Annotated in this window: 19 protein-coding genes; 14 read left to right on the plus strand and 5 right to left on the minus strand. The window is 37.6% G+C overall.

Annotated features, from left to right (window positions below; genetic code table 11):
- The first annotated feature begins 81 nt into the window (after window positions 1-81).
- Genes PT281_RS07280 through PT281_RS07300 form a run of 5 tightly spaced genes read left to right on the plus strand, consistent with a single transcriptional unit; the run spans window position 82 to window position 7,179 of the window.
- Complete coding sequence (locus tag PT281_RS07280; protein WP_277153346.1) at window positions 82-2,139, plus strand: PBP1A family penicillin-binding protein; 2,058 nt, start codon at window positions 82-84, stop codon at window positions 2,137-2,139.
- A 17-nt stretch (window positions 2,140-2,156) separates the two neighbouring features.
- Entirely contained in the window at window positions 2,157-2,507 is a 351-nt protein-coding gene (locus tag PT281_RS07285; RefSeq protein WP_277153348.1) for a YlbF family regulator, read from the plus strand.
- 8 nt (window positions 2,508-2,515) lie between these two features.
- Window positions 2,516-3,727: a DNA repair exonuclease gene (locus PT281_RS07290; protein ID WP_277153350.1), complete on the plus strand. Its 1,212-nt coding sequence runs from the start codon at window positions 2,516-2,518 to the stop codon at window positions 3,725-3,727.
- Window positions 3,714-6,209 (plus strand): AAA family ATPase, encoded by a 2,496-nt coding sequence (locus tag PT281_RS07295; RefSeq protein WP_277153352.1) that lies wholly within the window; start codon window positions 3,714-3,716, stop codon window positions 6,207-6,209. The genes PT281_RS07290 and PT281_RS07295 overlap by 14 nt, the downstream gene beginning before the upstream one ends.
- Window positions 6,202-7,179 carry an HD domain-containing protein gene (locus tag PT281_RS07300; RefSeq protein WP_277131444.1) on the plus strand — a complete coding sequence of 326 codons (978 nt, stop codon included), beginning with the start codon at window positions 6,202-6,204 and terminating at the stop codon, window positions 7,177-7,179. The genes PT281_RS07295 and PT281_RS07300 overlap by 8 nt, the downstream gene beginning before the upstream one ends.
- Before the next feature lie 307 nt (window positions 7,180-7,486).
- On the opposite strand, the gene PT281_RS07305 is transcribed toward PT281_RS07300, so the two are convergent.
- The 4 genes from PT281_RS07305 to PT281_RS07320 form a co-directional block, all read right to left on the minus strand.
- Window positions 7,487-7,648 carry a hypothetical protein gene (locus PT281_RS07305; protein ID WP_277153354.1) on the minus strand — a complete coding sequence of 54 codons (162 nt, stop codon included), beginning with the start codon at window positions 7,646-7,648 and terminating at the stop codon, window positions 7,487-7,489.
- Between the two features lie 266 nt (window positions 7,649-7,914).
- Window positions 7,915-8,814, minus strand: a complete 900-nt coding sequence (locus PT281_RS07310) for a peptidylprolyl isomerase PrsA (protein ID WP_277153355.1) — start codon at window positions 8,812-8,814, stop codon at window positions 7,915-7,917.
- Window positions 8,815-8,929: 115 nt separating this feature from the next.
- A complete protein-coding gene (locus PT281_RS07315) occupies window positions 8,930-9,262 on the minus strand; it encodes a hypothetical protein (protein WP_277153357.1) in 333 nt (110 codons plus the stop codon).
- A gap of 10 nt (window positions 9,263-9,272) precedes the next feature.
- A complete protein-coding gene (locus tag PT281_RS07320) occupies window positions 9,273-9,704 on the minus strand; it encodes an HIT family protein (RefSeq protein WP_277153359.1) in 432 nt (143 codons plus the stop codon).
- Between the two features lie 91 nt (window positions 9,705-9,795).
- On the opposite strand from PT281_RS07320, the gene PT281_RS07325 reads away from it, so the two are divergent.
- From PT281_RS07325 to ytpR, 5 genes are read left to right on the plus strand one after another with little or no spacing between them, the layout of a single operon-like run.
- The gene (locus PT281_RS07325) at window positions 9,796-10,536 is read left to right on the plus strand and encodes an ABC transporter ATP-binding protein (RefSeq protein ID WP_277153361.1); all 741 of its coding nucleotides are present in this window, start codon (window positions 9,796-9,798) and stop codon (window positions 10,534-10,536) included.
- A complete protein-coding gene (locus tag PT281_RS07330) occupies window positions 10,529-11,728 on the plus strand; it encodes an ABC transporter permease (RefSeq protein WP_277153363.1) in 1,200 nt (399 codons plus the stop codon). The genes PT281_RS07325 and PT281_RS07330 overlap by 8 nt, the downstream gene beginning before the upstream one ends.
- A gap of 3 nt (window positions 11,729-11,731) precedes the next feature.
- Window positions 11,732-12,391, plus strand: coding sequence for a tRNA (guanosine(46)-N7)-methyltransferase TrmB (trmB, locus tag PT281_RS07335; RefSeq protein WP_277153365.1), 660 nt, complete (start codon window positions 11,732-11,734; stop codon window positions 12,389-12,391).
- A 35-nt stretch (window positions 12,392-12,426) separates the two neighbouring features.
- On the plus strand, window positions 12,427-12,747 hold the full coding sequence (locus tag PT281_RS07340) for a thioredoxin family protein (RefSeq protein WP_277131460.1): 321 nt from the start codon (window positions 12,427-12,429) through the stop codon (window positions 12,745-12,747).
- A 16-nt stretch (window positions 12,748-12,763) separates the two neighbouring features.
- Complete coding sequence (gene ytpR / locus PT281_RS07345; protein WP_277153367.1) at window positions 12,764-13,411, plus strand: YtpR family tRNA-binding protein; 648 nt, start codon at window positions 12,764-12,766, stop codon at window positions 13,409-13,411.
- Window positions 13,412-13,473: 62 nt separating this feature from the next.
- Here ytpR and PT281_RS07350 read toward each other — a convergent pair whose 3' ends face one another.
- Window positions 13,474-14,307 carry an Rgg/GadR/MutR family transcriptional regulator gene (locus tag PT281_RS07350; RefSeq protein WP_277153369.1) on the minus strand — a complete coding sequence of 278 codons (834 nt, stop codon included), beginning with the start codon at window positions 14,305-14,307 and terminating at the stop codon, window positions 13,474-13,476.
- An 808-nt stretch (window positions 14,308-15,115) separates the two neighbouring features.
- Here PT281_RS07350 and PT281_RS07355 point away from each other — a divergent pair.
- The 4 genes from PT281_RS07355 to polA all read left to right on the plus strand — a co-directional run bounded on the left by PT281_RS07355 (window position 15,116) and on the right by polA (window position 23,717).
- Window positions 15,116-16,840, plus strand: a complete 1,725-nt coding sequence (locus PT281_RS07355; protein WP_277153371.1) for an ABC transporter ATP-binding protein — start codon at window positions 15,116-15,118, stop codon at window positions 16,838-16,840.
- A gap of 14 nt (window positions 16,841-16,854) precedes the next feature.
- On the plus strand, window positions 16,855-19,464 hold the full coding sequence (gene lanKC / locus PT281_RS07360) for a class III lanthionine synthetase LanKC (RefSeq protein ID WP_277153373.1): 2,610 nt from the start codon (window positions 16,855-16,857) through the stop codon (window positions 19,462-19,464).
- A 132-nt stretch (window positions 19,465-19,596) separates the two neighbouring features.
- On the plus strand, window positions 19,597-20,913 hold the full coding sequence (murC, locus tag PT281_RS07365; protein WP_277153375.1) for a UDP-N-acetylmuramate--L-alanine ligase: 1,317 nt from the start codon (window positions 19,597-19,599) through the stop codon (window positions 20,911-20,913).
- Window positions 20,914-21,044: 131 nt separating this feature from the next.
- The gene (polA, locus tag PT281_RS07370) at window positions 21,045-23,717 is read left to right on the plus strand and encodes a DNA polymerase I (protein WP_277153377.1); all 2,673 of its coding nucleotides are present in this window, start codon (window positions 21,045-21,047) and stop codon (window positions 23,715-23,717) included.

Raw genomic sequence — 23,717 nt, forward strand, 5'->3', positions numbered from 1 at the left:
TTATTAAGTCTTTTTGTAAATAAAACTAATCCTCTTCTAATATGATACAATTCTAAGTGTTTCTAAAAAGGAGCAGAATTCATGGACAATAATGAACCAAAGAAAAACGGTTTAAGTAGGGCGTGGCATCGCTTTGACAACCGTTTTTATATCGGTCGCTGGATTATTTTAATCCTGCTTAGCGTGATCCTTTTGGTTTGTACGTATTATACCGTTAAAGTAAAAACTTCGAATATATCTAATTTAAAGGCCTCTTTGTCAACAACGACTGCCATTTATGATTATAAAGGTCAGAAGGCAGGCTCGCTGTATTCGCAAAAAGGTTCCTTTGTCGAATATAATAAAATTTCGCCAAATGTCAAGAATGCCGTGATTTCGACTGAAGATCGGACATTTTGGACCAATCCGGGCTTTAGTGCCAAAGGAATGGCACGGGCAGCATTGGGACTTGTTATTCATCACGGGCAAATTTCTGGTGGGGGATCAACCATTACCCAGCAGCTTGCCAAGAACGCACTGTTAACCCAGCAGCAAACATTTTCACGTAAGTTGGAAGAATTATTTTTTGCTGTTGAAATTACGCATGTTTATTCCAAAAAAGATATTTTAACAATGTATCTTAATAATGCCTATTTTGGTAATGGTGTTTGGGGTGTTCAAGATGCCAGCAAAAAATATTTTGGCAAGGATGCCAGTCAGTTGACGGTTGGTGAAGGTGCAACTCTAGCGGGAATTTTGCGTAATCCTAGCCAGTATAACCCAATTGACCACATGTCGTATGCATTATCGCGGCGGAATTTGATTTTGAATTTGATGGTTGCTAATAAGAAACTGTCGCAATCAGCTGCTAATGCGGCGCAAAAGCAAGGCTTGACTTTAGTTGATGCTTACCATAACCAAGATGGTTATCGTTATCCGTACTTTTTTGATGCTGTGGTTGATGAAGCAATTGACCGCTACGGCTTAAAAGAAGAAGACGTAATGAACAAGGGTCTGAAGATTTATACGACGCTAAACCAGAATTATCAAGGACAGTTGCAGGACAAATTTAATCAGGACTGGTTATTCCCACAAAACGCTGCTGATGGCACTAAAACTCAGGGAGCTAGTGTAGTAATGGATCCGGCAACTGGTGCTGTGCGAGCAGTTATTGGGGGACGCGGCAAGCATGTCTTTCGTGGATACAATCGAGCAACGCAAATGAAACGCCAGCCTGGGTCATCCATTAAGCCACTGGTTACGTATGCCCCAGCACTGCAGGAGGGTTATCACTATGACTCGCCGTTATCTAATAAATTGCAGCGGTTTGGCAAGAATGGCTACGAGCCTCACAATGTAGATAATGGCTATTCTGATAAAATACCGATGTATACGGCAGTAGCACAAAGTAAGAATGTACCGGCAGTTTGGCTTTTAGATAAGATTGGGGTTGCCAAGGGCGTTCAGTCAGCTAATAATTTTGGCTTAAAGGTACCAAAATCTGACCAGAATTTAGCTTTAGCACTTGGTGGTTTATCCAGCGGGGTCTCGCCACTGCAAATGGCTAGAGCCTACTCTGCCTTTGCCAATAAAGGAAATTTGCCCAATAATTCATACTTTATCACTAAGATAACTGATGCTAGTGGCAAAGTTTTGGCCGAAAATCATAATCCTGGAACCCACCGGATAATTTCAACTAATACTGCCAAAGAAATGACTACCATGCTTCTTGGCGTTTTCAGTAATGGTACTGGGGTTTCGGCACAACCAAGTGGTTATCGTGTCGCTGGAAAAACTGGCTCAACAGAAGTACCTAATTCTTATGGCTTTGGTACTAAGGATCAATGGATTGTTGGTTACACCCCTGATGTCGTCATCGCAACTTGGGTTGGCTTTGATCGAACTAACAGAGAGCATTATATGCATGGTATTTCAGAAACGGGGATTACGAGGCTGTATAAGGCTGAAATGGAAGGTATCTTGCCGTATACCGCACAAAACCAATTTACCGAGCAGGCACCTAACCAAATTGTTAAGCAAAATGGTTCCGGAACAGATTGGACCGGTGGTATTGGCGATAAAATTGAAAAAGGTTTTGGTTCGGCGAGTCAAAAGCTCAATGAATGGTATAATGATATCAAGGGCCTAATCGGCCATTAATTTAGGAGGACTTTTATATGGTAAACATCTACGACTCAGCTAATCAATTAGCTTCTGACTTGCAAGAAATTGACGAATACAAGGCTTTAGAAGAAGCAATTGAAGGCGTTAAAAAGAATGCTGATAGTTCTGCCTTGTTTAAGGAAATGGACAAGATGCAAGCACAAATTATGCAAGCCCAGGCTCAAGGTCAGGATATTTCAAAGGATATTCAAGACGAATATAACCAATTGAACGAAAAAGTACAAAAGGATCCACAAATTTTGAAGCTGCTGCAAGCAGAACAAGGTTTGTACAAGACAATTGACGATGTTCAAAAGGCAATTACTAAGCCGATTAATGATCTTTATGAAGGTCTTAGAAATTAGAAGTAATTATGAAATTTATCCACTTGGCGGATGCACATTTAGATAGTCCATTTTTGGGGCTATCTTTTTTGCCATCTAAGCGATTTTCTCAAATAGAGCAAGCACCAAACCAGTCTTTAAGTAAGATTGTTGACCTAGCGCTAGCGGAACAGGTTGATCTGGTTTTAATTGCTGGCGACACCTTTGATAGTAATCGACCTAATCCCAGCAGTCAGCTTTTTTTTGCTAAACAAATTGAACGTTTGACAAAAGCAGAAATTCAAGTTGTGATGATTTTTGGTAATCACGACCACATGCATGCGGCCGATTTGTTAGTGGCAGACAGTCCCTACTTTAAGTTATTGGGTGATAGCGAACAGGTTGAAACCGTGTCCTATCAGACTAAAAGTGGTTTTGATTATGACATTAGCGGCTTTTCTTATCTTAATAATCATATTACTTCTGATCTTGTGCCGGATTTTCCTGCAAAAACTGCGCATTATACCTTTGGGATCATGCATGCGCAAGAAAAGGCAGGACAGGCTAACCAAAATGTTTATGCGCCATTTACCTTAAGTGAATTGAAAAATCTGAATTACGATTACTTTGCTCTTGGTCATATTCATTTGCGGCAGGTTCTGTCAGAGAAGCCATTAATTGTCTATCCTGGCAATATTCAGGGCCGTCATATTAACGAATTGGGTGCTAAGGGCTGTTACATGGGAACGATCAATGAGCAAACTAAGAAGACTCAAATTGAATTTGTTCCAGCTAGTCCGATTACTTGGGCTAAAGCTAAGTTGACTTTAACTGCCGAAATTAGCCCTAATGACTTGCATATGCATCTTTTGTCAAGCCTTAAACCACAGACAACAACTTATTATAGTCTGCAAATTATTGGTGCGGAATATTTGAATGAGCAAGAACGTGAATTGATGCAGGATACCGATTATTGGCAGTCAGTTTCGCAAGAATTGGCTTTTGATTCGCAACTAGTGGATGTGCGTTTTACGGCTAATAGCCGATTAGAGATTGCTGCCAATGACCAGGCTTATTTTACCCAGGCAGAAAGTGAAATTTTTACGCCAACAACGTTTGCCAAGTTAAGTAAAGATTGGCTTAAAAAAGATGATTTAGCTGCTAAACTTGCACAAGATCCCGAGTTTTTACAAGAAGTGAAGGATTTGGCCGCGGTTAAGTTAAATAATGAATTAAAGGGGATTAATGATGAAGCTGATTAAGATAAAAATTGTCAATTTTGGTCAGTTTTCGAATTTTACCTTTGATTTAGGCAATGAAAACTTGAGCGTCTTTTTTGGGGCTAATGAGGCGGGCAAGAGCACGGTCGTGGCATTCATTAAGCAAATTTTGTTTGGCTTTCATTTGGATAAACGCAAGAGTGACTTCTTTGAAGATTACAAGCCGTTAGCACGTGTAAGTCCGATGGGCGGGTCACTATTTTTTATTGCTGACAATGGTCAGCAATTTGAACTGGAGCGTCTTTATGCTAGCGGCAAAGGGTCAAAGCTGGGGACACTAACTGTGAAGTGTGACGGGCAGATTGTTCCTGAAAGTATCTTTTTTGACCAAATTAAAAATATTGATGGTGATTTTTATGCCTCAAGCTTTATTTTTAATCAGGATATGCTAGCCAAGGTAATTGATATTAGCCAGACAGACTTATTGGAGCGGATTTATTATTTAGGAGCCGCCAACAGCGACCAATTGATTGACTTGCGTGATAAATTTGCTAAAGAAGCGGATAAGTTATTTAAAAGCCGCGGTTCCGTGCCGCCAGTTAATAAGCTGCTGAAAAAGATGCAGGAGCAAAAAACAAACTTAGCTGCAGTAGAAGATGAATTTACAGATTATCAAGCCTTAGAAACGGCTGCAATTAAGCAAAAAAATTCGCAAGAAAATAGTGAAACTGAATTACGTAAATTGCAAGCCGAGTTAAATCAAATAGAACAATTACGCAAGCAGCTGCCTAATTACCAAAAATTGCAGGCTTTGAAACAGCAGGTAAAAAAAGTTAAGTTTGATCCGGAGCAGTATCAAATAGCCCAAAGATTGGACATGCAGCAGCAAAGTTTACAAAAGACAATTGCGGAATTGAAAAAGCAGCTAACGCAGTTAACGGATGTTGCGGAAGATACTGCGGCAGCTAAATTAATTCAAAAAAAGCCCGAATTACTGCAATGGCAAGCAGAATATCGTGCATGTGTGCAAAAAGCAAAGCAAATAGAGCAGGCTAAGCAGCAGTTATTAGCGCTCAGTCCAGATTTAGCAAAGATTGCTGAATTTAATCAAGCTGCAATTGTTAAATTACAGCAGGATTACGAAGAATTAACGCCAAAAGAGCCAGTAGCGCAAAAGAGTAGCACCAATCAGGGATGGCTACTTGCAGGTGGTGTTTTGGCAATTATTGGCGTGATTTTGCTAGCCACGGGTTCTAAGATTATTGGCGGTTTGTTATTAGTCAGCGGAATTATTGGCGCAGGCTGGGGCATAAAGGAGCAAAAACAACAACAGCAGAAGCAGGTTGCTTTGCGAGCAAAGCAGGCTAAAATTAAGCAAAAACAATCGGCCTTCAGTCAAAAATACGGTCTTAATCCAGAGAATTTGGATTTAGCTAATTTGCTCAATCAGTGGCGCCAGTATCAATTGCAGAAGCAAAATGAGCAAGCTAACCAAGAGCAGCTAGGCAGTTTACAGGAACAGGTGGACCAATTAGCCCAAGAGCTTAGCATGGCCTTGCACCAAAATGTGGCTACTGACTTTGCTTCAGTAATTACGGCAATTGATTCATTAGCTGAACAAAAAGCGCAAGAGCAGCGTCAAGAAGAAAAAAGGGCAACACTTGAAAACAATTTGACAGAAGATACAAGGCAATTGCAGCAGTTACAATTAAAATTAAAGGCTATATTAGCAGAAGCTGGTGTTAAGACGTTAGCTGATTACGCGCAATTGCAAATTAACAAGCAGCATCAGGAAACAATTAAAACGCAGATTACGGCTTTGACTGCTAATTTACAAGAAGACTTGCCAGAGTTAGAACAATTCTTACACAATGAGTTAAAGGTTCAAGAAAAAGAAACAGCTTTGCAGAAAGAAATTACGGCAGCCCAAGAACGAAATCATGTATTGCAAGGTCAAATAGCTGAAAATAACGTGCAAATGGCTAATCTTGCCAGTTCAACAGCTGTATTCACGGCTAAACAAGAATTAGCCAACACGCAAACGCTGTTTCGCAATCAAAGTGCTGAATATTTGGCTGATTTACTTGCCAGCAAGTGGATTGGACGAGCTCTTGACCTTGCTTCTAATGAACGTTTTCCAAAAATGTTAGCTGATGCCAAAGAATATTTGCGACTGTTAACAAATAACCGGTATAATAATATTAAAATTGATAAAAAAATGTCAGTTACGCGTGCTGATGGCAAATCTGTTAAGGTAAAATACCTCTCGCGTGGTACTCAGGAACAACTTTACTTTGCCCTAAAATTAGCTTTTGTACAGCAGGTTAAGGACCAAATTAAATTACCGATCCTAATTGATGATTCGTTTGTTAATTTTGATGATCAAAGAACGGGCCAAATTGAACAGCTCTTAAAGCAAATTGCGCAAACTACACAAGTTTTGATTTTTACGGCACAAAATAAGTTAGTTGAGCAGTTACAGCTGCAACCGCTGACTTTTACGAAAGGAACCGAAAATGTTTAAACGCCTACTGGATTACAATGATGGTGAAGAATTAGAGTTAGTAGTTTTAATTAAAAATTCCCAATTGCGCCACACTAAAAAGGGCAAGCTATACTTAGCAATGTCTTTTGGCGATAGTTCTGGTGAAATCCGTGGTAATTTTTGGGATGCAAATAATCAAGATGCCGCGACCTTCAGTGCTGGCACGCTCGTTGAACTTAATGGTAGACGTGAGGAATATCAGGACCAGCCGCAAATTAAGATTTACAGCTTACGGGTTGTTGGTCCTGAAGAAGGTTATGATCTTCAGGAATTTATTAAGTCGGCTCCCGAAAAAATTGCGGACATGAAGGAAGAAATCAACCAATATGTGTTTGAAATCCTGAATCCAACATGGAATCGGATTGTGCGTTACTTATTGAAAAAGTGGGATAAACGGTTCTTTGATTATCCAGCAGGTAAGAGCAACCACCATGCTGTCCGTGGCGGGTTAGCCTTTCATACAGTATCAATGTTGCGGGATGCTAAAGGAATTGCAGATAATTATTCGCAAGTTGACCGGTCGCTATTGTATGCTGGTTGTATCCTGCACGATATGGGTAAAGTCCTAGAGCTGACAGGACCTGCGGCAACCCAATATACGACAGAGGGCAATTTGGTTGGGCATTTGGTATTGATTGATGAACAAATAATGATGGCTGCCCAAGAGATGAAAATTGATCCTGAATCAGAAGATCTGTTGCTATTGCGGCACATGGTTTTATCGCATCACGGCAAGTTTGAATATGGTTCGCCAAAATTACCAGCCTTGCTTGAAGCGGAACTATTGCACCGCATTGATGACATGGATGCGGCGGTTTATGCCATTACTAATGCCTTACAGCACACGCGTCCGGGTACTTTTACTGATAATATTATGAGCCAAGGTGGGCGCAAATTTTACCGCCCGAAGGTCGATGAAGCTTTAAGCAAGTCGCATAAATTGGAATAAAACAAAAAAGAAGTTCACTGGAACTTCTTTTTTATTGACTAAGCAAGGTGGGTGCACGAAAGGAGTCATATTTACTGCCTTTTTTATTTATCCAAGTAGACAAAGACAGTAGCCCCCCCGTAACTATAGCACGGAAGTTTATTTTGCGTTGTAATTGCTCTATATTTGTAAAAATGCTAGAATTACAATGTAAATAAAAAAGAAGTCCTACTGGAATAGGACTTCTCAACATGAGTTTCCGCATAAAAGCGGTGACTTACTAACATTTTTAATAATTAAATAATCGCTAGGGTCTTAAGCTAGGCGGTTATTTTTTAACTTTAAAATTCTTTAAAGCAGCTCGTAGTTCATTAAGTGCGCTGACTAATTTGGTGGCATTATCAGTTAATTTAATGAAACTACTGATAATCTCTGCCAGTACCCAAATAATTGCTGCAAATGATAAACCAAAAGCAATAACAATATCCAAGGTGGATACCTGACTAATCCTTTCTGTAAGATTCTAAGCGTTACAGTTGTTACACCATAAGCACCACTTCCTCAGTTTAGAAATTAGTCACCGCAATCTAGCTTTTGCTCATACTTATTAATGATAACTTGAGGCTAATCACTAGTTCAAGAATAAAAAGTAAATATTATAATAATTTTAGTCATAGTAAAACCCCGAAACTAGGACAACTAATTTCGGGGTTCACGTTAATATTGAACTTCTTTTTTAACTTTTATAATTCAAGATTATTTGCTTGAATCACTCTTAGAAACGTATGATGCCAGAACATTCTTCAAGTCATTATCCTTAATTGAAACATCAGCCTTCTTCAAAACTGTTGCGATTACATCACGCATTGTTTCTTGGTCTTGTGACATTGATTGGTAAATTTGGTCATCAATTTCCTTCTTATGTGAAGCAAATGAACCCTTAGCTGGGTGGTTAATCATCTTGATAATATGGTAACCATATTGTGACTTAACTGGAGTCTTAGTGATTTCACCAGTCTTTAATTGGAATGCAGCCTTCTTGAAGCCAGCATCTAAACTAGTATCAGTTGAATCGAATGCAGGCAACTTACCAGCGTTTGACTTGGTACTAGTATCTGTTGAATACTTCTTAGCTAAAGTCTTAAAGCTCTTACCATCCTTTAATTGGCTGATAATGTCTTCGGCTGTTGACTTCTTAGCAACCAAGATATGTTGAACAGTAACTTTAGGTTGGTATGATTTCCAAGCCTTGTCTTCTTGACTCTTAGAAACTTTCTTGATGTCTTTCAAAGCTGCTTCGGAAAGCAGAGTAGTCTTCAAGTTATCCTTAAAGCTTGATTCAGTCATGCCTTGTTGTTGCAAAACGGCGCTGAATTGAGAACCGTATTGCTTCTTATAATTGTTAAATTGTTTGTTAACTTGATCCTTAGAAACCTTGCTGCCGTATTGTTGGTCCAAAACATGGTTAATAATCATGTTAGCCAAAGCTGATTGACCAGCTTGCGACTTCTTCATTTCGTTGTAGTAATCATTTTGAGTAATTTTACCACCCTTGTATGAAGCAACGGTTTTGCCGCCGTTAGAACAAGCAGCAGTTGATAATGCGATTCCAGCTACAGCGATTACTGCAGCTGCCTTTTTCAAATATTTTTTCATAAAATAACTTCTCCACATCCTTAATAAAATTAAGTCATCGACAACTAATATAACATAAATTAACTAGCAACGTTTTCTATTTTTCTATTTTCACAGAAAATTCAAACTTTCTTTACTATTTTTTAGTTTTAGCAGCTAAATCACTGGTTAAGTTGTTATTTTGCTTTTTCAAATCCTTGATTAAGCGGTCCAACTTCATTTGGTAATATTCAATGTCTTTTTGCAAGGCAATAATTGACTTTTGGGCTTGAGGAATAGCATCAGCTAATTCTTGCTTAGCATCTTTTAAATTGGCAATAGCTGTTAAAAAGTTACTTGTATCTTCTTTAGTCTCGTCGACTTCACGCTTAATTGGCGCACCAAAACGGCTGCCTTCTTTATCCGTTAATAATGACAAGACAATACCAATTACGGCACCTGCAGCAGCACCTAAACTAAAATGTTTCATAATTTACTCCTTAGAATTGTGCTTTAATTTCATCAGCAATCTTTTGGTAATCTGCTTCACTATACTTGTCGGCATTATTGCGGGTGGCAAGTTTAAGACCGTCACCTTCAAACCGAGGAACAAAGTGAATGTGTGAGTGCATGACAACTTGATTGGCACTAGCACCGTTATTGGTGTTAATGTTCATGCCGGTAATTTTGGGATCAAACTTTTTAATAGCATTAGCAATTTCTGGGATATATTGCAAAAAGCGTCTGGCATCTTCTACTGTGTAGTCAAATAGGTTAGTAATATGCTTTTTGGGTACCATCAAGGTGTGACCTGGATTAACTTGTGACAGATCTAGAAAAGCCTTAACGTCATCATTTTCAAAGACAGTGTAGCTGGGTACATCGCCACGAATAATTTTACAAAATAAACAATCTTCGTCTAATTGATTCATTTTTTTACCTCTTTTATTTCAAAATTTAGTTTCTTTTAATATCATGCTATCATATAAAATGAGTAAATTCATTAAAAGAAAGACAGGAAATATGGTTCTTAAAATTGAACACTTAACTGGTGGCTATACAGGAGTGCCAGTAATTAAAGATATTAATTTAGAAATTAAACCAGGTGAAGCATTAGGCTTAATCGGACTCAACGGCGCGGGCAAGTCAACAACGATTAAGCATTTGCTGGGCTTGTTAAGACCGCAGAAGGGAACAATTGTCCTTAATGATGTGGAATTAACTAAACAGCCGACTAAGTTTAAGCAGCAGGTTGCCTACATTCCAGAAACCCCAGTCTTGTATCCAGAATTGACCTTAGCAGAACATTTGGAATTGACAATGCTGGCTTATCAGCTTGATGAGCAAACAGCGTGGTCACGGGCAAAGGAATTGTTAAAGCTGTTTCGTTTGGATGACAAGTTGGATTGGCTGCCCGTTCACTTTTCTAAGGGAATGAAACAAAAGGTAATGATTGTGACGGCCTTTTTAGCTGATACTAGCTTACTAGTGATTGATGAGCCGTTTACGGGTCTTGACCCGTTAGCCGTTGCCAATCTGATTGATTTAATCAAAAAAGCAATTGCTAATGATAAGATGGTCTTGATGACGACCCACGTATTGGCAGATGCCGAGCAGGCAATTTCTAACTATGCGGTTTTGAATAATGGCACGATTGAGGTAATTGGCAGTCTTGATGAAATTCGGGCTCATTATGGTTTGAAGTCAAGTGATGCATTTGATAAACTTTATCAGGTTTTGAATCAGGAGCAGCAACATGCGTAAATTGGCTCAAAATAGACTTCAGGATAATTTGCGGCAATCCCTCAAATATTTAATGCTGGTGTTCAACGACTTCTTTATCTTGGCGTTAATTTTTCTTTTTGGTGCCTTGATGTATTGGTATGCTCAAAGCATGAAGACAATGCCGCAAGGTCGCTGGTTTTACCGTCCGTTAGTCGCTGTCTTATTATGGCTGCCGTTATTAACAGGCAACCTTGTTACGCTTCTGCAAGAGGCAGATTTACAATTTTTATTGCCGCAGGATGAGCAGATGGGCCAGTACCTAACGCCCCTAATTAAGTACAGTATGGTGCTGCCAACATTATTAATTGCCTTATTGGCAGGAATTTTGTTTCCTTTTGCGACACTTAAGGCGGGACTAGCACCAGCAAATTATTTGCTGTTTGTAGTTGCCATTTGGCTGGCTAAATTTTTACAATTAAAAATTACTCAGCAGAATCTTTATTTCGGCCGAAAAATTTCGCTTGTCTTAGTTAATTTAGTATTATTGGTTGTACTGAGCTTGGCAATAATGCAGCCAGTATTAATCTGGATTTTGCTAGTTTTATTGGTAGTTGGCATTATTGCGATGCACTGTATACTTAAACGCAAAACATTATTTGATTGGCGTTATGCGGTAGCCCAAGAAGAAAAGCGTAAGAATCAGGTCTATACGGCTTTTAGCATGTTTACTGATGTTAAAGAAAAGCAGGTAACGATCAAGCGGCGCAAGTATCTGGACTTTTTATTGCCCAGGTCTTTAGCTAAGGAAAATCCCAACCGCTTTTTGTATCGGCGTTCATTGCTTCGTAATCCCGAGAATTTAAATTTATTGGTTAGAATGACGGCATTTGCGGTACTTATTTCGTGGTTGGTACAAAATTGGGCATGGGCACTTGGATTATCATGTTTAGTGATTTTTTTGACAGCCTACCAATTATTACCCATGGCTGACGAATTTGATGATAATATTATGTATCGGGTAGCACCGATTACGCGCAAAAATCGTGGCCGCGACTTAATTGTTGCTTTGTCAGTGCCGATGTTATTACAATGGCTGATTATAAGCGTGTCGTGGTTGTTATTGTTGCCGCTTAACTTGCAGTTGTGGGAGGCAATCGGATTACTAATTTGCTTTAGCATTTTGGTTGTGCAGCTGTATTTACCATACAAGATTAAGAAGAGGAAGATTTAATAAATGAGATTACGAAATAAGCCGTGGGCGGTTGAGTTAGTGAAGAATCATCCGGAGAGTGTTCTTGACAGACCAGATCCAGATGTGAAGATTGACTGGGCTGCCCGCTTTCCTAAGCCTGACCAGCCACTTGAAATTGAAGTAGGTTCAGGTAAGGGTCACTTCATTACTACTTTGGCTGAAATGCACCCAGAGAAAAATTTTGTGGCGGTTGAATTACAGATCACGGCTGCCGGTATTATTTTGCGGACGAAGCTTGATAAAAAGCTTGATAATTTACAAATTTTATGTGCGGATGCAGCCGCAATTGATGCCTTTTTTGCACCAAATTCAACTGATGTAATTTATCTTAACTTTAGTGATCCGTGGCCAAAAACCCGGCATGAAAAACGCCGGCTGACATACCAGTCATTTTTAAACAAGTACGAAAAGGTCTTGACTAATGCTGGACAGATTGAGTTTAAGACGGATAATGCGGGACTATTTGCGTATTCACTCAAGAGTATGAATAATTACGGGATGCACTTTGACTTTGTATCGGTTGACTTACACCATGAAGCAGAAGAGATTGTGGCGCAAAATGTGGAAACTGAATACGAACACAAATTTGCGGCTAAAGGTAATCCAATTTATGCTCTTCATGCTGATTTTGGAGTAAAATAATTAGGTATCGGTTAACAATAAAAGGGGTTTTACTGATGGAACAAATTAAAGAATTAACGCAAACAAAATTAACTGAAATTACTAAAAATGGTCGTACTGTCTTGGAATTTTCTGCTGATTGGTGCCCAGACTGCCGCTTTTTAGATCCATTTATGCCGGCAATTGAGCAAGATTTTGCCGATAGCAAGTTTTATCAAATTGATCGTGATGGCTCAATTGATTTAGCTAAAGAATTAAATATTATGGGAATTCCATCATTTGTTGTCTACCAAGATGGCGCAGAAATTGGTAGACTAGTAAATAAGGATCGTAAGACCAAAGATGAAGTTGAGGACTTTTTGCGGTCACTTGACTAATTAAGGAGATTATTTAATGATTACTAGTATTAATAAACGCAGTTATCCTAATACATTAATCGTGATTTTGGGTCAAGATCACGGTAAGAGCGAATACGTGGAAAAGGGCGACATTACTCAAGTTATTGATGAACAAGGTAATGTTACTGGTTACAACTTTTTTAACGTTGATAAGGTAATTGACTATGCTAAATTGCCAGATGGTCAAGTTAAGTTGACAGATGCTGATTTGACAGCTTTGAACCAAAAGCTGACTGAAGCTGGCTTTGATACTGAATTAGCTTACGGCAAGCCAACTCTTGTTTATGGCTTAGTTAAGACTTGTGACAAGCACCCAGATTCTGATCACTTGCATGTCACCACGATTGAAGTTGGCGATGGCGAGGAACACCAAATCGTTTGTGGTGCACCTAATATTGCTCAAGGTCAAAAGGTAGTTGTTGCCTTGCCTGGTACGTTGATGCCTAATGGCCAACAAATTTGGCCTGGCGATTTGCGTGGAGTTGACTCATACGGCATGATTTGTTCAGCTCGCGAATTAGGCTTAGAACATGCAGAGCAAAAGCGCGGTATTATGGTTGTGCCTGATGACTTTACAGTCGGCGCTGCTTTTGATCCAGAAGTCTGTGATGAATTGCTAGCTAGCGGCAAGATTAAGTTATAAGATAAAGCTAAATATTAATTAAAAAGGCTGTCATGATGTGACAGCCTTTTTATGTGTACTTTTTAAAATTGATTGTTAAATTTTGTTATTTCTTCGCTTAATGCCTGGTGGACATTATCGGCTCCCATTTCCTTTAGAACATTTAAACAATGTTGAGCTTCTTTTTTATTTTTATTACAGATAGCTAATCTACCCTTTGCTAAAAAAAGTTTGTCATAACGAAAAGAATGCTTAATAAGTGGCAGTGCCCTATTTAAACTAGTAATTGCACTGTTGAAATCTTGCCGTTCCATATAAAGAATAGCTTGATTAAGAAGAAAACTAGATTCTAGTGACTTTAAGAATTGATAATTATTTTCAATTGTCTGAATTGCCTGTTCCGATATACAAGCCATAGTTTCTTCATCAAAAATAAAGAAAATCAAATTAATAATGCAGAGGTCTAATATTGTCCAAGTTTCAATCTTAGATAAATAATCATTCCAAACAGGCATAATAAGCTTTCTTGCTAATGCTAAGTTGTTTGCATTAGCTGCCTTAAAACCCTTCAAAATTGGGATTAATCTGGATATCGTTGGATCATAAGATAGGGTTGCGCAGTGTTCAATTATCTGGTCAATTTTATTTGTTTCTGTGCTGTAAGCAATATTGAGAATATCATATATTATCTTGTCACGTGCATTAAGCTGATAGTTATTGCAAATATAAGAAAATTCATCTGGTGTAATTCCTAGAGTTCTAATCAATTTAACAGCACTTTCATAAGCAGGTTCTTCAGTTGAATGTTCAATCTTAGAGATAGTTGATCTATTTAATAAATTATTATCTGCTAATTGTTGTTGAGTTATGCTTCGTGAATTGCGAATTTGTTTAAGGGTTTCGCCAAAGGCTTTCATAGTTTCTCTTTCCGAAAATATATAAATGTGAAATTTGGCAACAAAATAACACTTATATTTATAGCCCTGATTTAATAATAATGTCAATGAAAATTATTAAATTGAAAGGAGAAAAACATGTTGAAGATATTTTTAGTAGGTTTTTCATTACTAATTGGCTAATTTCATCGTTAATGAAAGAAAATGATGAAAATGTATGATTTGTTTTAAAGTAATTGAATAAAGTTAATCGTAAAAAATAGTAAATTTTAAGGAGAAAAATTATGAATAGTGTTTTAGATTTACAATCATCAGATTTATTAAGAAAAGCTAAAAAAGGAAAGAAGTCATCAAAAAATCAGCCTAGACCAATTACATATATTTGTAATAATTCTATAGGTACCGTATATTTCCCTGCATACTAAGGAGATATATGTTTATGCTTGAATGTATTTTAGCCCTACAAAAACATGCTTTAAAGCATAAGAGGCATAAAAATAAACATGTAAGATGTTCACTCTTATGTGGCAATGTAGTTCATGGACATAAGGTTTCCGATATTTTTATTGATTCGGCAGGTGATAGCAATGAGTAATAATATTTTGCAGCTACAAAAAAAGCATAAATGTCATAAGAAAAAGAAAAAAATGAAATTTCATGTTTGCGTAGATGCAGATGGTAATACATATACATCCTTAATTTGTGGTCATACATTGGAAAGTATAAAATTGCCACCTATATTATAAATTTTGTTTTAAGTTTTAAGGGCACATCTTTAGGTTATTTTAGGATGTGCCTTTACTAGTTGAAATAGAATGAGAGTCTAGTTATGGAAAAGAAGATAACTTTATATACCTTATCGTGGGGATTTGTTTTTGGAATATTGCTTAGTGTTTGTGGGACCTTTGTTAATATTTGGGTACCATTAGTTATTAAGCAATTAGTAGATGCTAAGACCAAAATTGTTCATCATTTAAATATCAATTTGGCGTTAGTAGTTGCTGGTTCGATTATTCTAAGTGCTATTGTGAGTGCAATTAGTGAGTATCTTATCAGTGTAGCAGGTGATCGCAAGATTGCTGCTGTGAGAATGCAGGTTGAGCAGCATTTACTTACACTGCCAATGAGCTTTTTCGCTGATAAAAGAAGTGGTCAACTTTCAAGTCGAGTAATTAATGATGCTGAGGTTGTACAGGATTTTATGACTAGTAGTATTCCAACGACCATTAATAGTTTGATTACGATTGTTGGTTCATTTTTGATTCTCTTTAGTCTTGATTGGCGATTAACGTTATTTATTATTTTGTCTTTTTCATTAATTATTTTTATTGCCATTCCCATCGGAAAGATTAGTGAGAAGTTGTCAGTAATCACACAGAATAAGCTGAGTGAACTGTCAGGTCAGAGTACAGAAAATCTCTATAATATTCGTAGCATTAAGTTAAATAATGCCTATCGGCCAGTTTTAGCTAATTTTAAAGACGTTGTTAATAATCTCTTTAAGGTATCTAAGAGAACTGACAAGATTTTTTCAATTGTTGGGCCAATCCAAACCGTTTTTACTCTTGGAATCATTCTAATGATCATTATTTATGGTGGTATTCGTGTCCAGCAGCAGAGTTTGAGTATTGGAACATTGGTTTCTTTTTTAATATATCTTTTCCAGGTAATTGATCCTATTAACTCTTTAGGCAACTTTTATGCGGGATATAAGCAAGCTAAAGGTGCGACTGTCAAGCTTAATAAGATTCTAAATACGCAAGGTGAACAGGATGTTTATACAAAACAAATATCACAATTACCTGTATGTGGCGATTTAGTTTTACAAAATGTGTCTTTTTCTTATAACGATCAGGAACCAGTTTTACAAAATGTGTCACTTGAGTTTGCGTCAGGTAAGAAGACAGCAATTGTTGGCCCATCTGGTGCAGGAAAAACAACAATTATTAATCTATTGGCAAGACTGTATGAAATAGAGCATGGAAAATTACTTTTGGGTCAAGAACAGGCATCAGAATATAAGTTAAGTACTTGGCGAGATATGTTTGCTGTTGTGACGCAAGAAAATACAATTATTTCTGGAACAATTTATTTGAATTTAACCTTTGGTTTGTCCCAAAAACCAAAAGATAGTGAAATTTGGTCGGCACTTGAAAAGGCGAACTTAGCTGATGAAATCAAAAAATTACCGCAAGGATTGCAAACTGTTGTTGGGGAGCAAGGTGTAGGGCTATCTGGTGGTCAGAGGCAGCGTCTGCAATTAGCACGTGCATATTTAAGAAACGCTAACTTTTTAATTTTAGATGAAGCAACATCCAACTTAGATCCTGATTCCGAAAAAATTGTCTCGGATGCTTTGAATAAAATTATGATGGGGCAGAAGACAACTTTAATTGTGATTGCACACAGACTGTCAACAATTGTCGATTCCGACAAAATTTACTTTTTGGATCAACATCACGTTATTGGTAGTGGCACGCATAAAGATTTAATACAAAAAGTTCCTAAGTATCAGCAGTTTGTTAAGGAACAAATTTTAGCGGTTAATGAATAGAAAGTAGGGTAATAATGGAATTAACGGGTAATGACTATCTCGGGTTTATTAAGGATGACAAGACATTATTTTATCAACCAAACGATAGTCATCATAATGGTTTTAAATATATTAAGCCAACTGGCAATTTTTATGATTATAGTGATAATTATTGGCATTACATTTTGTTTAATCATCAATTGCCTGAGCAAGGTTGGAAAATTCATATTTCAGCAAATGTTAAGGATGCTCAGCAACTCTTATTAGCTGTCAGTGAATATTTAACTGCTAAAAAAGTAACTTATAAGTTTGTGAATACTTTGGATGAGTTAATTTTAAGCAATTCGAAATATGGCGATCGTGCAAGCTCTGGGAAATTCATTACCATTTATCCAAGAACTGACAAAGAATTTGTGTGGCTACTTGATGAACTAGCGCAAGTTACAAGCAATTTTTTAGAGGGCCCATATATTCTAAGCGATAAGGAATGGCACGATACTCATATTTTCTATCGCTATGGTGCATTTAAAGAAATAAAAGCAAAAATTAATGGTAAGGAAGTATATTGCATCAAGGATAATCATGGAAATCTAATTGAAGATAAAAGAACACCATACTATCAAGTGCCTGAATTCATTGTGGAGCCTACTGAATTGCAGTCTAATGTTCAACAATATAACAAATCTGAATTTAAACAATTAATGAAGTATCAAATTGACTCTGCGCTGCATTTTAGTAATGCTGGTGGGGTTTATCATGCGACTTTAAATGGTAATGAGTGTGTCTTAAAAGAAGGTCGTGCTCATGCCGGTCTTGATGCTAATGGTCTTGATGGCTTTGAACGAGTAGAATGCGAGTACAATGCTTTGGCAAAGTTGCATGATGTTCCAGAGACAGTTAATGTCTATGAAAAATTTAAGGCATGGAAGCATTTATACATGGTAGAAGAGTATCTTGAAGGAGATACATTGGCTGATTTTATTGATAGTCAGTATCCGTTTATTGCAAGTAAGGCTGAAAAAAAGAAGTATGCAAAAAAATGTGTTGCAATTATTAATGCGCTGACAGTGGCAGTTGAGCATGTACATAGTTATGGCTTAGCGATTGGCGATTTACAACCAGATAATGTTATTTTACTTAATTTAACAGACAACATTATTAAATTAATTGACTTTGAAAACTCGCAAAAATTGACTGCTAAATATCAACCGGGGATGGCAACACCAGGTTATGCTGATGTTAATGCTCATACGTTTGGTGAAGCTGATAACATCGCTTTATATAAGATTGCACGTTATATGATTTTACCAATAGCCAGTGGTTTTGATTGGGCTCCTGAAATGGAACAAGAACAGGATAAAAATATTGCTAATGAATTTGGTCCTGAAATTGTAGACTTCTTTCATTGCTTGAAAAATAAGTTGAGCCTGAATTTTAATATTTCTACACGCCACCCACAACATTATCAAGCAAATTTGTTTAAGCCAAAAACAAGTTTTGATATAGATAACCTTGATAAAAATATTTCAGAAATAGCACAGGGGATTATTCAACACCTTGATTTTGATTTTATGGGCTTAATTCGTGGTGATATTACTGAATATGATTCTCAAATTAGTTATTATTCAGTAGCTAACGGTGCTTTTGGTGCAATTATGGCATTGACAAGGTCTAATTGCTTAAATAGCAAAATTAATCACCAGATTCATAATTGGATTGACCATCAGATTACCAATATTAAAAAATTGCTAGATAATCAGGATAATAATAGCGGGTTATTTACAGGACTTACGGGTATTGCGGTGGTTTTAGCTGAACAGGGCTATCAAGAGTTGAGCAAATTAATTATGGACAAATTGTTGTCTTGTAAATTAAACCAAGATATTTCAATTTATTCTGGAATCTCTGGTGTAGGTCTAGCTTACTTAACGTTTTATTTGCAGAATAATAATGAAAAATACTTACGCCAAGCACAATTATTAGCTAAGAAAGTTAGTGAACTTACTCAATCAGAAAAATATACTAAAGAATGTGATAGTGGCTTGTTAACTGGCTGGCTAGGTGCAGCTCTGTTTTTATGGAAAATGTATGTTGCTACTCAGGTTGAAAAATATCGAATAGAAGCATTAAGAATATTGCATTTGGTATTGAACAATTCACTCGAAATTAGTCAAACAGTTGCTTATATTAAAGACAATACATTATCTTATGAACGGTTGATGCCGTATGTAAATCATGGTAATGCAGGGTTGGCGCTATTATTAATAGAATTTATTCAAGACAGCCCCGAAAGTATTAATCAGAATGAAAAAGCTATATTACAAAAATTAATTAAAGCCAATGATGTTTTTGTAACATATTTAGATGGTTTGTTTGATGGCTTTATTAGCTTAATAGTTTTGGATACTGCAGTTGAGAATTTAACTGATGATAATCGATTAGCGCATAAGCTAAAATTGCTTAATAATTATATTGTGGGTCAAGGGGATGCAGCTTTTGTTCAAGGAAGGTTTGGTTATAAACTGTCACTTGATTTGACAACTGGTAATAGTGGCTTATTACTAGTACTCAATGATATTAAGCAGCATAAGTGGGGATCATGGATGCCACTTTTTAAAAGCGATAAATTTAAACTGTTCTGTTAAATAAAGTGAAACAGCAAATTAAATTTCATAGTTCCTGATGCTCTATTGATTATATTCGTCACTTGTTACTCTTTTGCCTGTAATAATGGTAAAATAATAAACGATTATTGAATAAAATTTGGAGCAAATGAAATGTTAGATAAGAACAAACAAATTTGGTTTATTGGAATTAAGGGTACAGGGATGGCTTCTTTGGCCTTGTTGTTGCACGACTTAGGCTATAAGGTTGCCGGCAGTGATATTACTAAGTACACTTTCACGCAAGTACCGTTAGAAAAAGCTGGGATTGAAGTTGCTGACTTTGCGTCTGCTAATATTAAGCCTAGCGGTCAAATAATTGTTAAGGGTAATGCTTTTAAAGACGATAATGTTGAAGTCAAGGCATGTGAAGATCAAGGCATTACTTGGCAGAGCTATCCCGACACAGTTGAAGAAGTTGTAGCGATGCATACCAGTATTGGTGTTTCTGGAACTCACGGCAAGACTTCGACGACAGGCCTATTAGCTCATGTACTCGGTGAAGCTGCACCAACTTCTTATTTAATTGGTGATGGTGAAGGTAAGGGCGTCCAAGATTCGCGCTTCTTTGTTTATGAAGCCGATGAGTACCGCCGTCACTTCTTAGCTTATCATCCAGATTATCAAATTATGACTAACATTGACTTCGATCACCCTGATTACTTTAAAGATCAGGACGATTATACTTCAGCCTTCCAAACAGCTGCCGATCAAACTAAGAAGGGTCTGTTTGTTTGGGGCGGCAACAGTCGTTTGCAAGCTTTAAAGACCAGTATTCCTAAGTATACTTATGGTTTTGAAGACACTGATGATTTCCAAGCGGTTAATATTGACCGAACAACAACTGGTTCAACCTTTGATGTTTTAGCTCATGGTGAAAATATCGGTCGCTTCACAGTTCACTTGTTTGGTGACCATAACATTTTGAACACGACGGCAGTTGTGGCAGTTGCTTATACTGAACAAATTCCGCTGGCAGATATTCAAGAAGGTTTGTTGACTTACCGTGGTGCCAAACGCCGGTTTACTGAAACTGACTATGGCGATATTAATGTAATTGATGATTACGCTCACCACCCAACCGAAATGAAGGCTACCATTCAAGCTGCCCGCCAAAAATTCCCGGGCAAACGGCTAGTTGTTGTCTTTCAGCCGCATACATTTTCACGGACTAAAAAATACGCTAAGGATTTCGAAGAAATTTTGCGTGATGTTGATAAAGCTTATATAACGCCGATTTATGCGTCTGCTCGTGAGAGTGCTGGCGATATATCAAGTGAAGACTTAACTGCGCAAATTCCAGGCTCAGAAGTCATTGATTTGGCTAATATTGCTGATTTAACCCAAAATCATGATAGTGTTATTGTCTTCATGGGTGCCGGTGACATACCAAAATACGAAGATGCCTTCGCAAAATTATTGCAAAAATAAAATTAACTAAGAAACTAGTTGCAACGCGACTAGTTTTTTTAAATTATAAGTAAGTCAGTAATCTGCTAGAAACCGTTAAAACTGTTAGAATGGTATGTGAATTAACTGACGATTTAATAACGAGGAGAATTATGGCTGATCAAAAATTACTTTTAATTGATGGTAATTCCGTTGCCTTTCGTGCGTTTTATGCACTTTACCGGCAGCTTGAAAACTTCAAAAATGCGGAAGGTCTGCACACTAATGCCATTTATACTTTTAAAAATATGCTGGATGTTCTACTAAAAGATGTTCAGCCAGACTATGTCTTGGTTGCCTTTGATGCTGGCAAGACAACTTTTAGAAATAGCATGTATGATGACTACAAGGGCGGTCGCCAGAAAACACCGCCGGAATTATTAGAGCAGTTGCCATATATTCAAGAAATGCTGCATGATTTAGGAATTGCGACTTACGAACTAAAGAATTATGAAGCCGATGATATTATCGGGACTTTCGCGCGCCTTGGTGAAGAACAAAATATGGCGGTAACAATTGTGACTGGAGATAAGGATTTAACTCAACTAGCTTCAGAAAAAACAACGGTCATGGTAACTAAGTCTGGCGTTTCAGACCTAGAAGCATATACGCCAGAGCACATGAAGGAAGTTAATGGCGTGACGCCAACTGAATTTATTGATATGAAGGCACTGATGGGGGACAATTCCGATAATTATCCTGGGGTAACTAAGGTTGGTCCTAAGACAGCTTCACGTTTAATTCAGCAGTATGGTTCAGTTGAGGGACTTTACGAGCATGTAGCTGATATGAAGAAGTCCAAGTTAAAGGAAAACTTAATTAACGACAAGGATAAGGCCTTTTTAGCTAAAAAGTTAGCGACGATTAACTGTGAAAGTCCAGTGACCATTGACTTAGCTGGTGTTAAGCGGCAAAAGGTTGACCAAGACAAATTGCGGCAGTTTTACGAAAAGATGAATTTTCGTAAATTTTTAAATCAATTGGATGCAGCAGATACTGCTTCTGGTGAAAATGCGCCTGAAACAGAAGTTCAGATTGACTATGTTGAACTTACTAAAAAGCTGATGGAACAAATTAAGGTGACTGAAGGAGATACTGTCAGCTTTTATTTGGGGATGCTCGGCGCCAATTATCATTTGGCAGAATTTATTGGCTTTGCCCTTAAAGTTGGTGAGCAAACCTATGTCAGCCGCGATGTTGAACTTTTACAGACTGAGCAATTAAAGCAACTTTTAGAAAATGATAAAATTCAAAAAGATGTCTTTGACCTTAAACGAACAATGGTTGGTCTCAATCGGTTGGACATCCAAGTTCAAGGAATTGATTATGACATGCTGCTGGCATCATATTTAGTTAATAACGAGAATAATTCCAATGACATGGGGGAAGTTTGTCATTTATACGGTGACTATTCAGTTAAAAGTGACTTTGAAGTTTACGGCAAGGGCAAAAAGGAACACATTCCCGACGATGACCAAATCTTATTCAGCCACCTTGCCAGCAAGGCCCAGTCGATTGTTAGATTGAAGGATGAATTATTAAAGCGTCTGAAGGATCATGAACAAGACGACTTGTTTGCCAGTATTGAAATTCCAGTAGCGCGCGTTTTAGCCGTGATGGAAATGAACGGTATTAAGGTTCAGGCAGGTACTTTAATTCAATTGCAGAATGAATTTGCCGTGGAATTGCAAGACCTTGAAAACAAGATTTATCAAGAAGCTGGAGAACGTTTTAACCTCAATTCTCCTAAGCAATTAGGGCATATTCTGTTTGAAAAGATGGGTTTGCCGCCAATTAAAAAGACAAAAACCGGTTATTCAACCTCAGTTGACGTTTTGAACCAGTTAAAAGACCAAAGTCCAATTATTGATGAAATTTTGACTTACCGGCAGATTGCTAAAATTCAATCGACTTACGTTAAGGGGCTGCTTGATGTTATTCAAAAGGATAGTCGCGTTCATACGCGTTATTTGCAGACGCTAACAGCGACAGGACGTTTGTCTTCAGTTGATCCTAACTTGCAAAATATTCCGACTAGAACAGAAGAAGGTAAACAAATCAGAAAGGCCTTTGTCCCAAGTACGCCGGATGGCTACATTTTCTCTTGTGATTATTCTCAAATTGAATTGCGGGTTTTGGCACAGGTTTCTGGTGATGAGAACATGCAGGAAGCCTTTAAGACAGGCTATGATATTCACTCACACACGGCAATGAAGATATTCCACTTAGATTCTCCAGATGAAGTGACACCGTTAATGCGCCGCCGAGCAAAGGCCGTTAACTTTGGGATTGTTTATGGGATTTCCGATTACGGTTTATCTAAGAACTTGGACATCAGTCGAAAACAAGCCAAGGAATTTATTGATAATTACTTTGAACAATATCCGCAAATTCGTGACTATATGGACAAGGCTGTTCAGGAAGCACGTGAAAAGGGTTATGCCGAAACAATTATGCACCGTCGCCGTTACTTGCCTGATATTCATGCTAAGAATTTCAATGTGCGGTCATTTGCGGAAAGAACCGCGATAAATTCACCAATTCAGGGGTCAGCTGCTGATATTATTAAGATTGCCATGATCAACATGCAGAAGAAGTTGGATGAATTACACCTCAAGACAAAAATGGTAGTTCAGGTTCATGATGAGCTGATTTTTGATGTGCCTAAGGATGAACTGGAAACGATTAAGAAGATTGTTCCCGAGGTTATGCAGTCAGCAGTCCAGCTTGATATTCCGTTAATTGCTGATTCCGGTTGGGGTCACAATTGGTATGATGCAAAATAA

This window comes from Lactobacillus sp. ESL0701, assembly GCF_029433445.1.
Taxonomy (GTDB): domain Bacteria; phylum Bacillota; class Bacilli; order Lactobacillales; family Lactobacillaceae; genus Lactobacillus.

Coding starts and splice junctions, on each gene's coding strand:
- PT281_RS07320 (WP_277153359.1), bottom strand. CDS start 9,704: ATGAATCAATTAGACGAAGATTGTTTATTTTGTAAAATTATTCGTGGC.
- trmB (WP_277153365.1), top strand. CDS start 11,732: ATGAGATTACGAAATAAGCCGTGGGCGGTTGAGTTAGTGAAGAATCAT.
- PT281_RS07350 (WP_277153369.1), bottom strand. CDS start 14,307: ATGAAAGCCTTTGGCGAAACCCTTAAACAAATTCGCAATTCACGAAGC.
- PT281_RS07290 (WP_277153350.1), top strand. CDS start 2,516: ATGAAATTTATCCACTTGGCGGATGCACATTTAGATAGTCCATTTTTG.
- PT281_RS07280 (WP_277153346.1), top strand. CDS start 82: ATGGACAATAATGAACCAAAGAAAAACGGTTTAAGTAGGGCGTGGCAT.
- PT281_RS07355 (WP_277153371.1), top strand. CDS start 15,116: ATGGAAAAGAAGATAACTTTATATACCTTATCGTGGGGATTTGTTTTT.
- PT281_RS07300 (WP_277131444.1), top strand. CDS start 6,202: ATGTTTAAACGCCTACTGGATTACAATGATGGTGAAGAATTAGAGTTA.
- PT281_RS07295 (WP_277153352.1), top strand. CDS start 3,714: ATGAAGCTGATTAAGATAAAAATTGTCAATTTTGGTCAGTTTTCGAAT.
- ytpR (WP_277153367.1), top strand. CDS start 12,764: ATGATTACTAGTATTAATAAACGCAGTTATCCTAATACATTAATCGTG.
- lanKC (WP_277153373.1), top strand. CDS start 16,855: ATGGAATTAACGGGTAATGACTATCTCGGGTTTATTAAGGATGACAAG.
- PT281_RS07285 (WP_277153348.1), top strand. CDS start 2,157: ATGGTAAACATCTACGACTCAGCTAATCAATTAGCTTCTGACTTGCAA.
- murC (WP_277153375.1), top strand. CDS start 19,597: ATGTTAGATAAGAACAAACAAATTTGGTTTATTGGAATTAAGGGTACA.
- PT281_RS07330 (WP_277153363.1), top strand. CDS start 10,529: ATGCGTAAATTGGCTCAAAATAGACTTCAGGATAATTTGCGGCAATCC.
- PT281_RS07325 (WP_277153361.1), top strand. CDS start 9,796: ATGGTTCTTAAAATTGAACACTTAACTGGTGGCTATACAGGAGTGCCA.
- PT281_RS07315 (WP_277153357.1), bottom strand. CDS start 9,262: ATGAAACATTTTAGTTTAGGTGCTGCTGCAGGTGCCGTAATTGGTATT.
- polA (WP_277153377.1), top strand. CDS start 21,045: ATGGCTGATCAAAAATTACTTTTAATTGATGGTAATTCCGTTGCCTTT.
- PT281_RS07310 (WP_277153355.1), bottom strand. CDS start 8,814: ATGAAAAAATATTTGAAAAAGGCAGCTGCAGTAATCGCTGTAGCTGGA.
- PT281_RS07340 (WP_277131460.1), top strand. CDS start 12,427: ATGGAACAAATTAAAGAATTAACGCAAACAAAATTAACTGAAATTACT.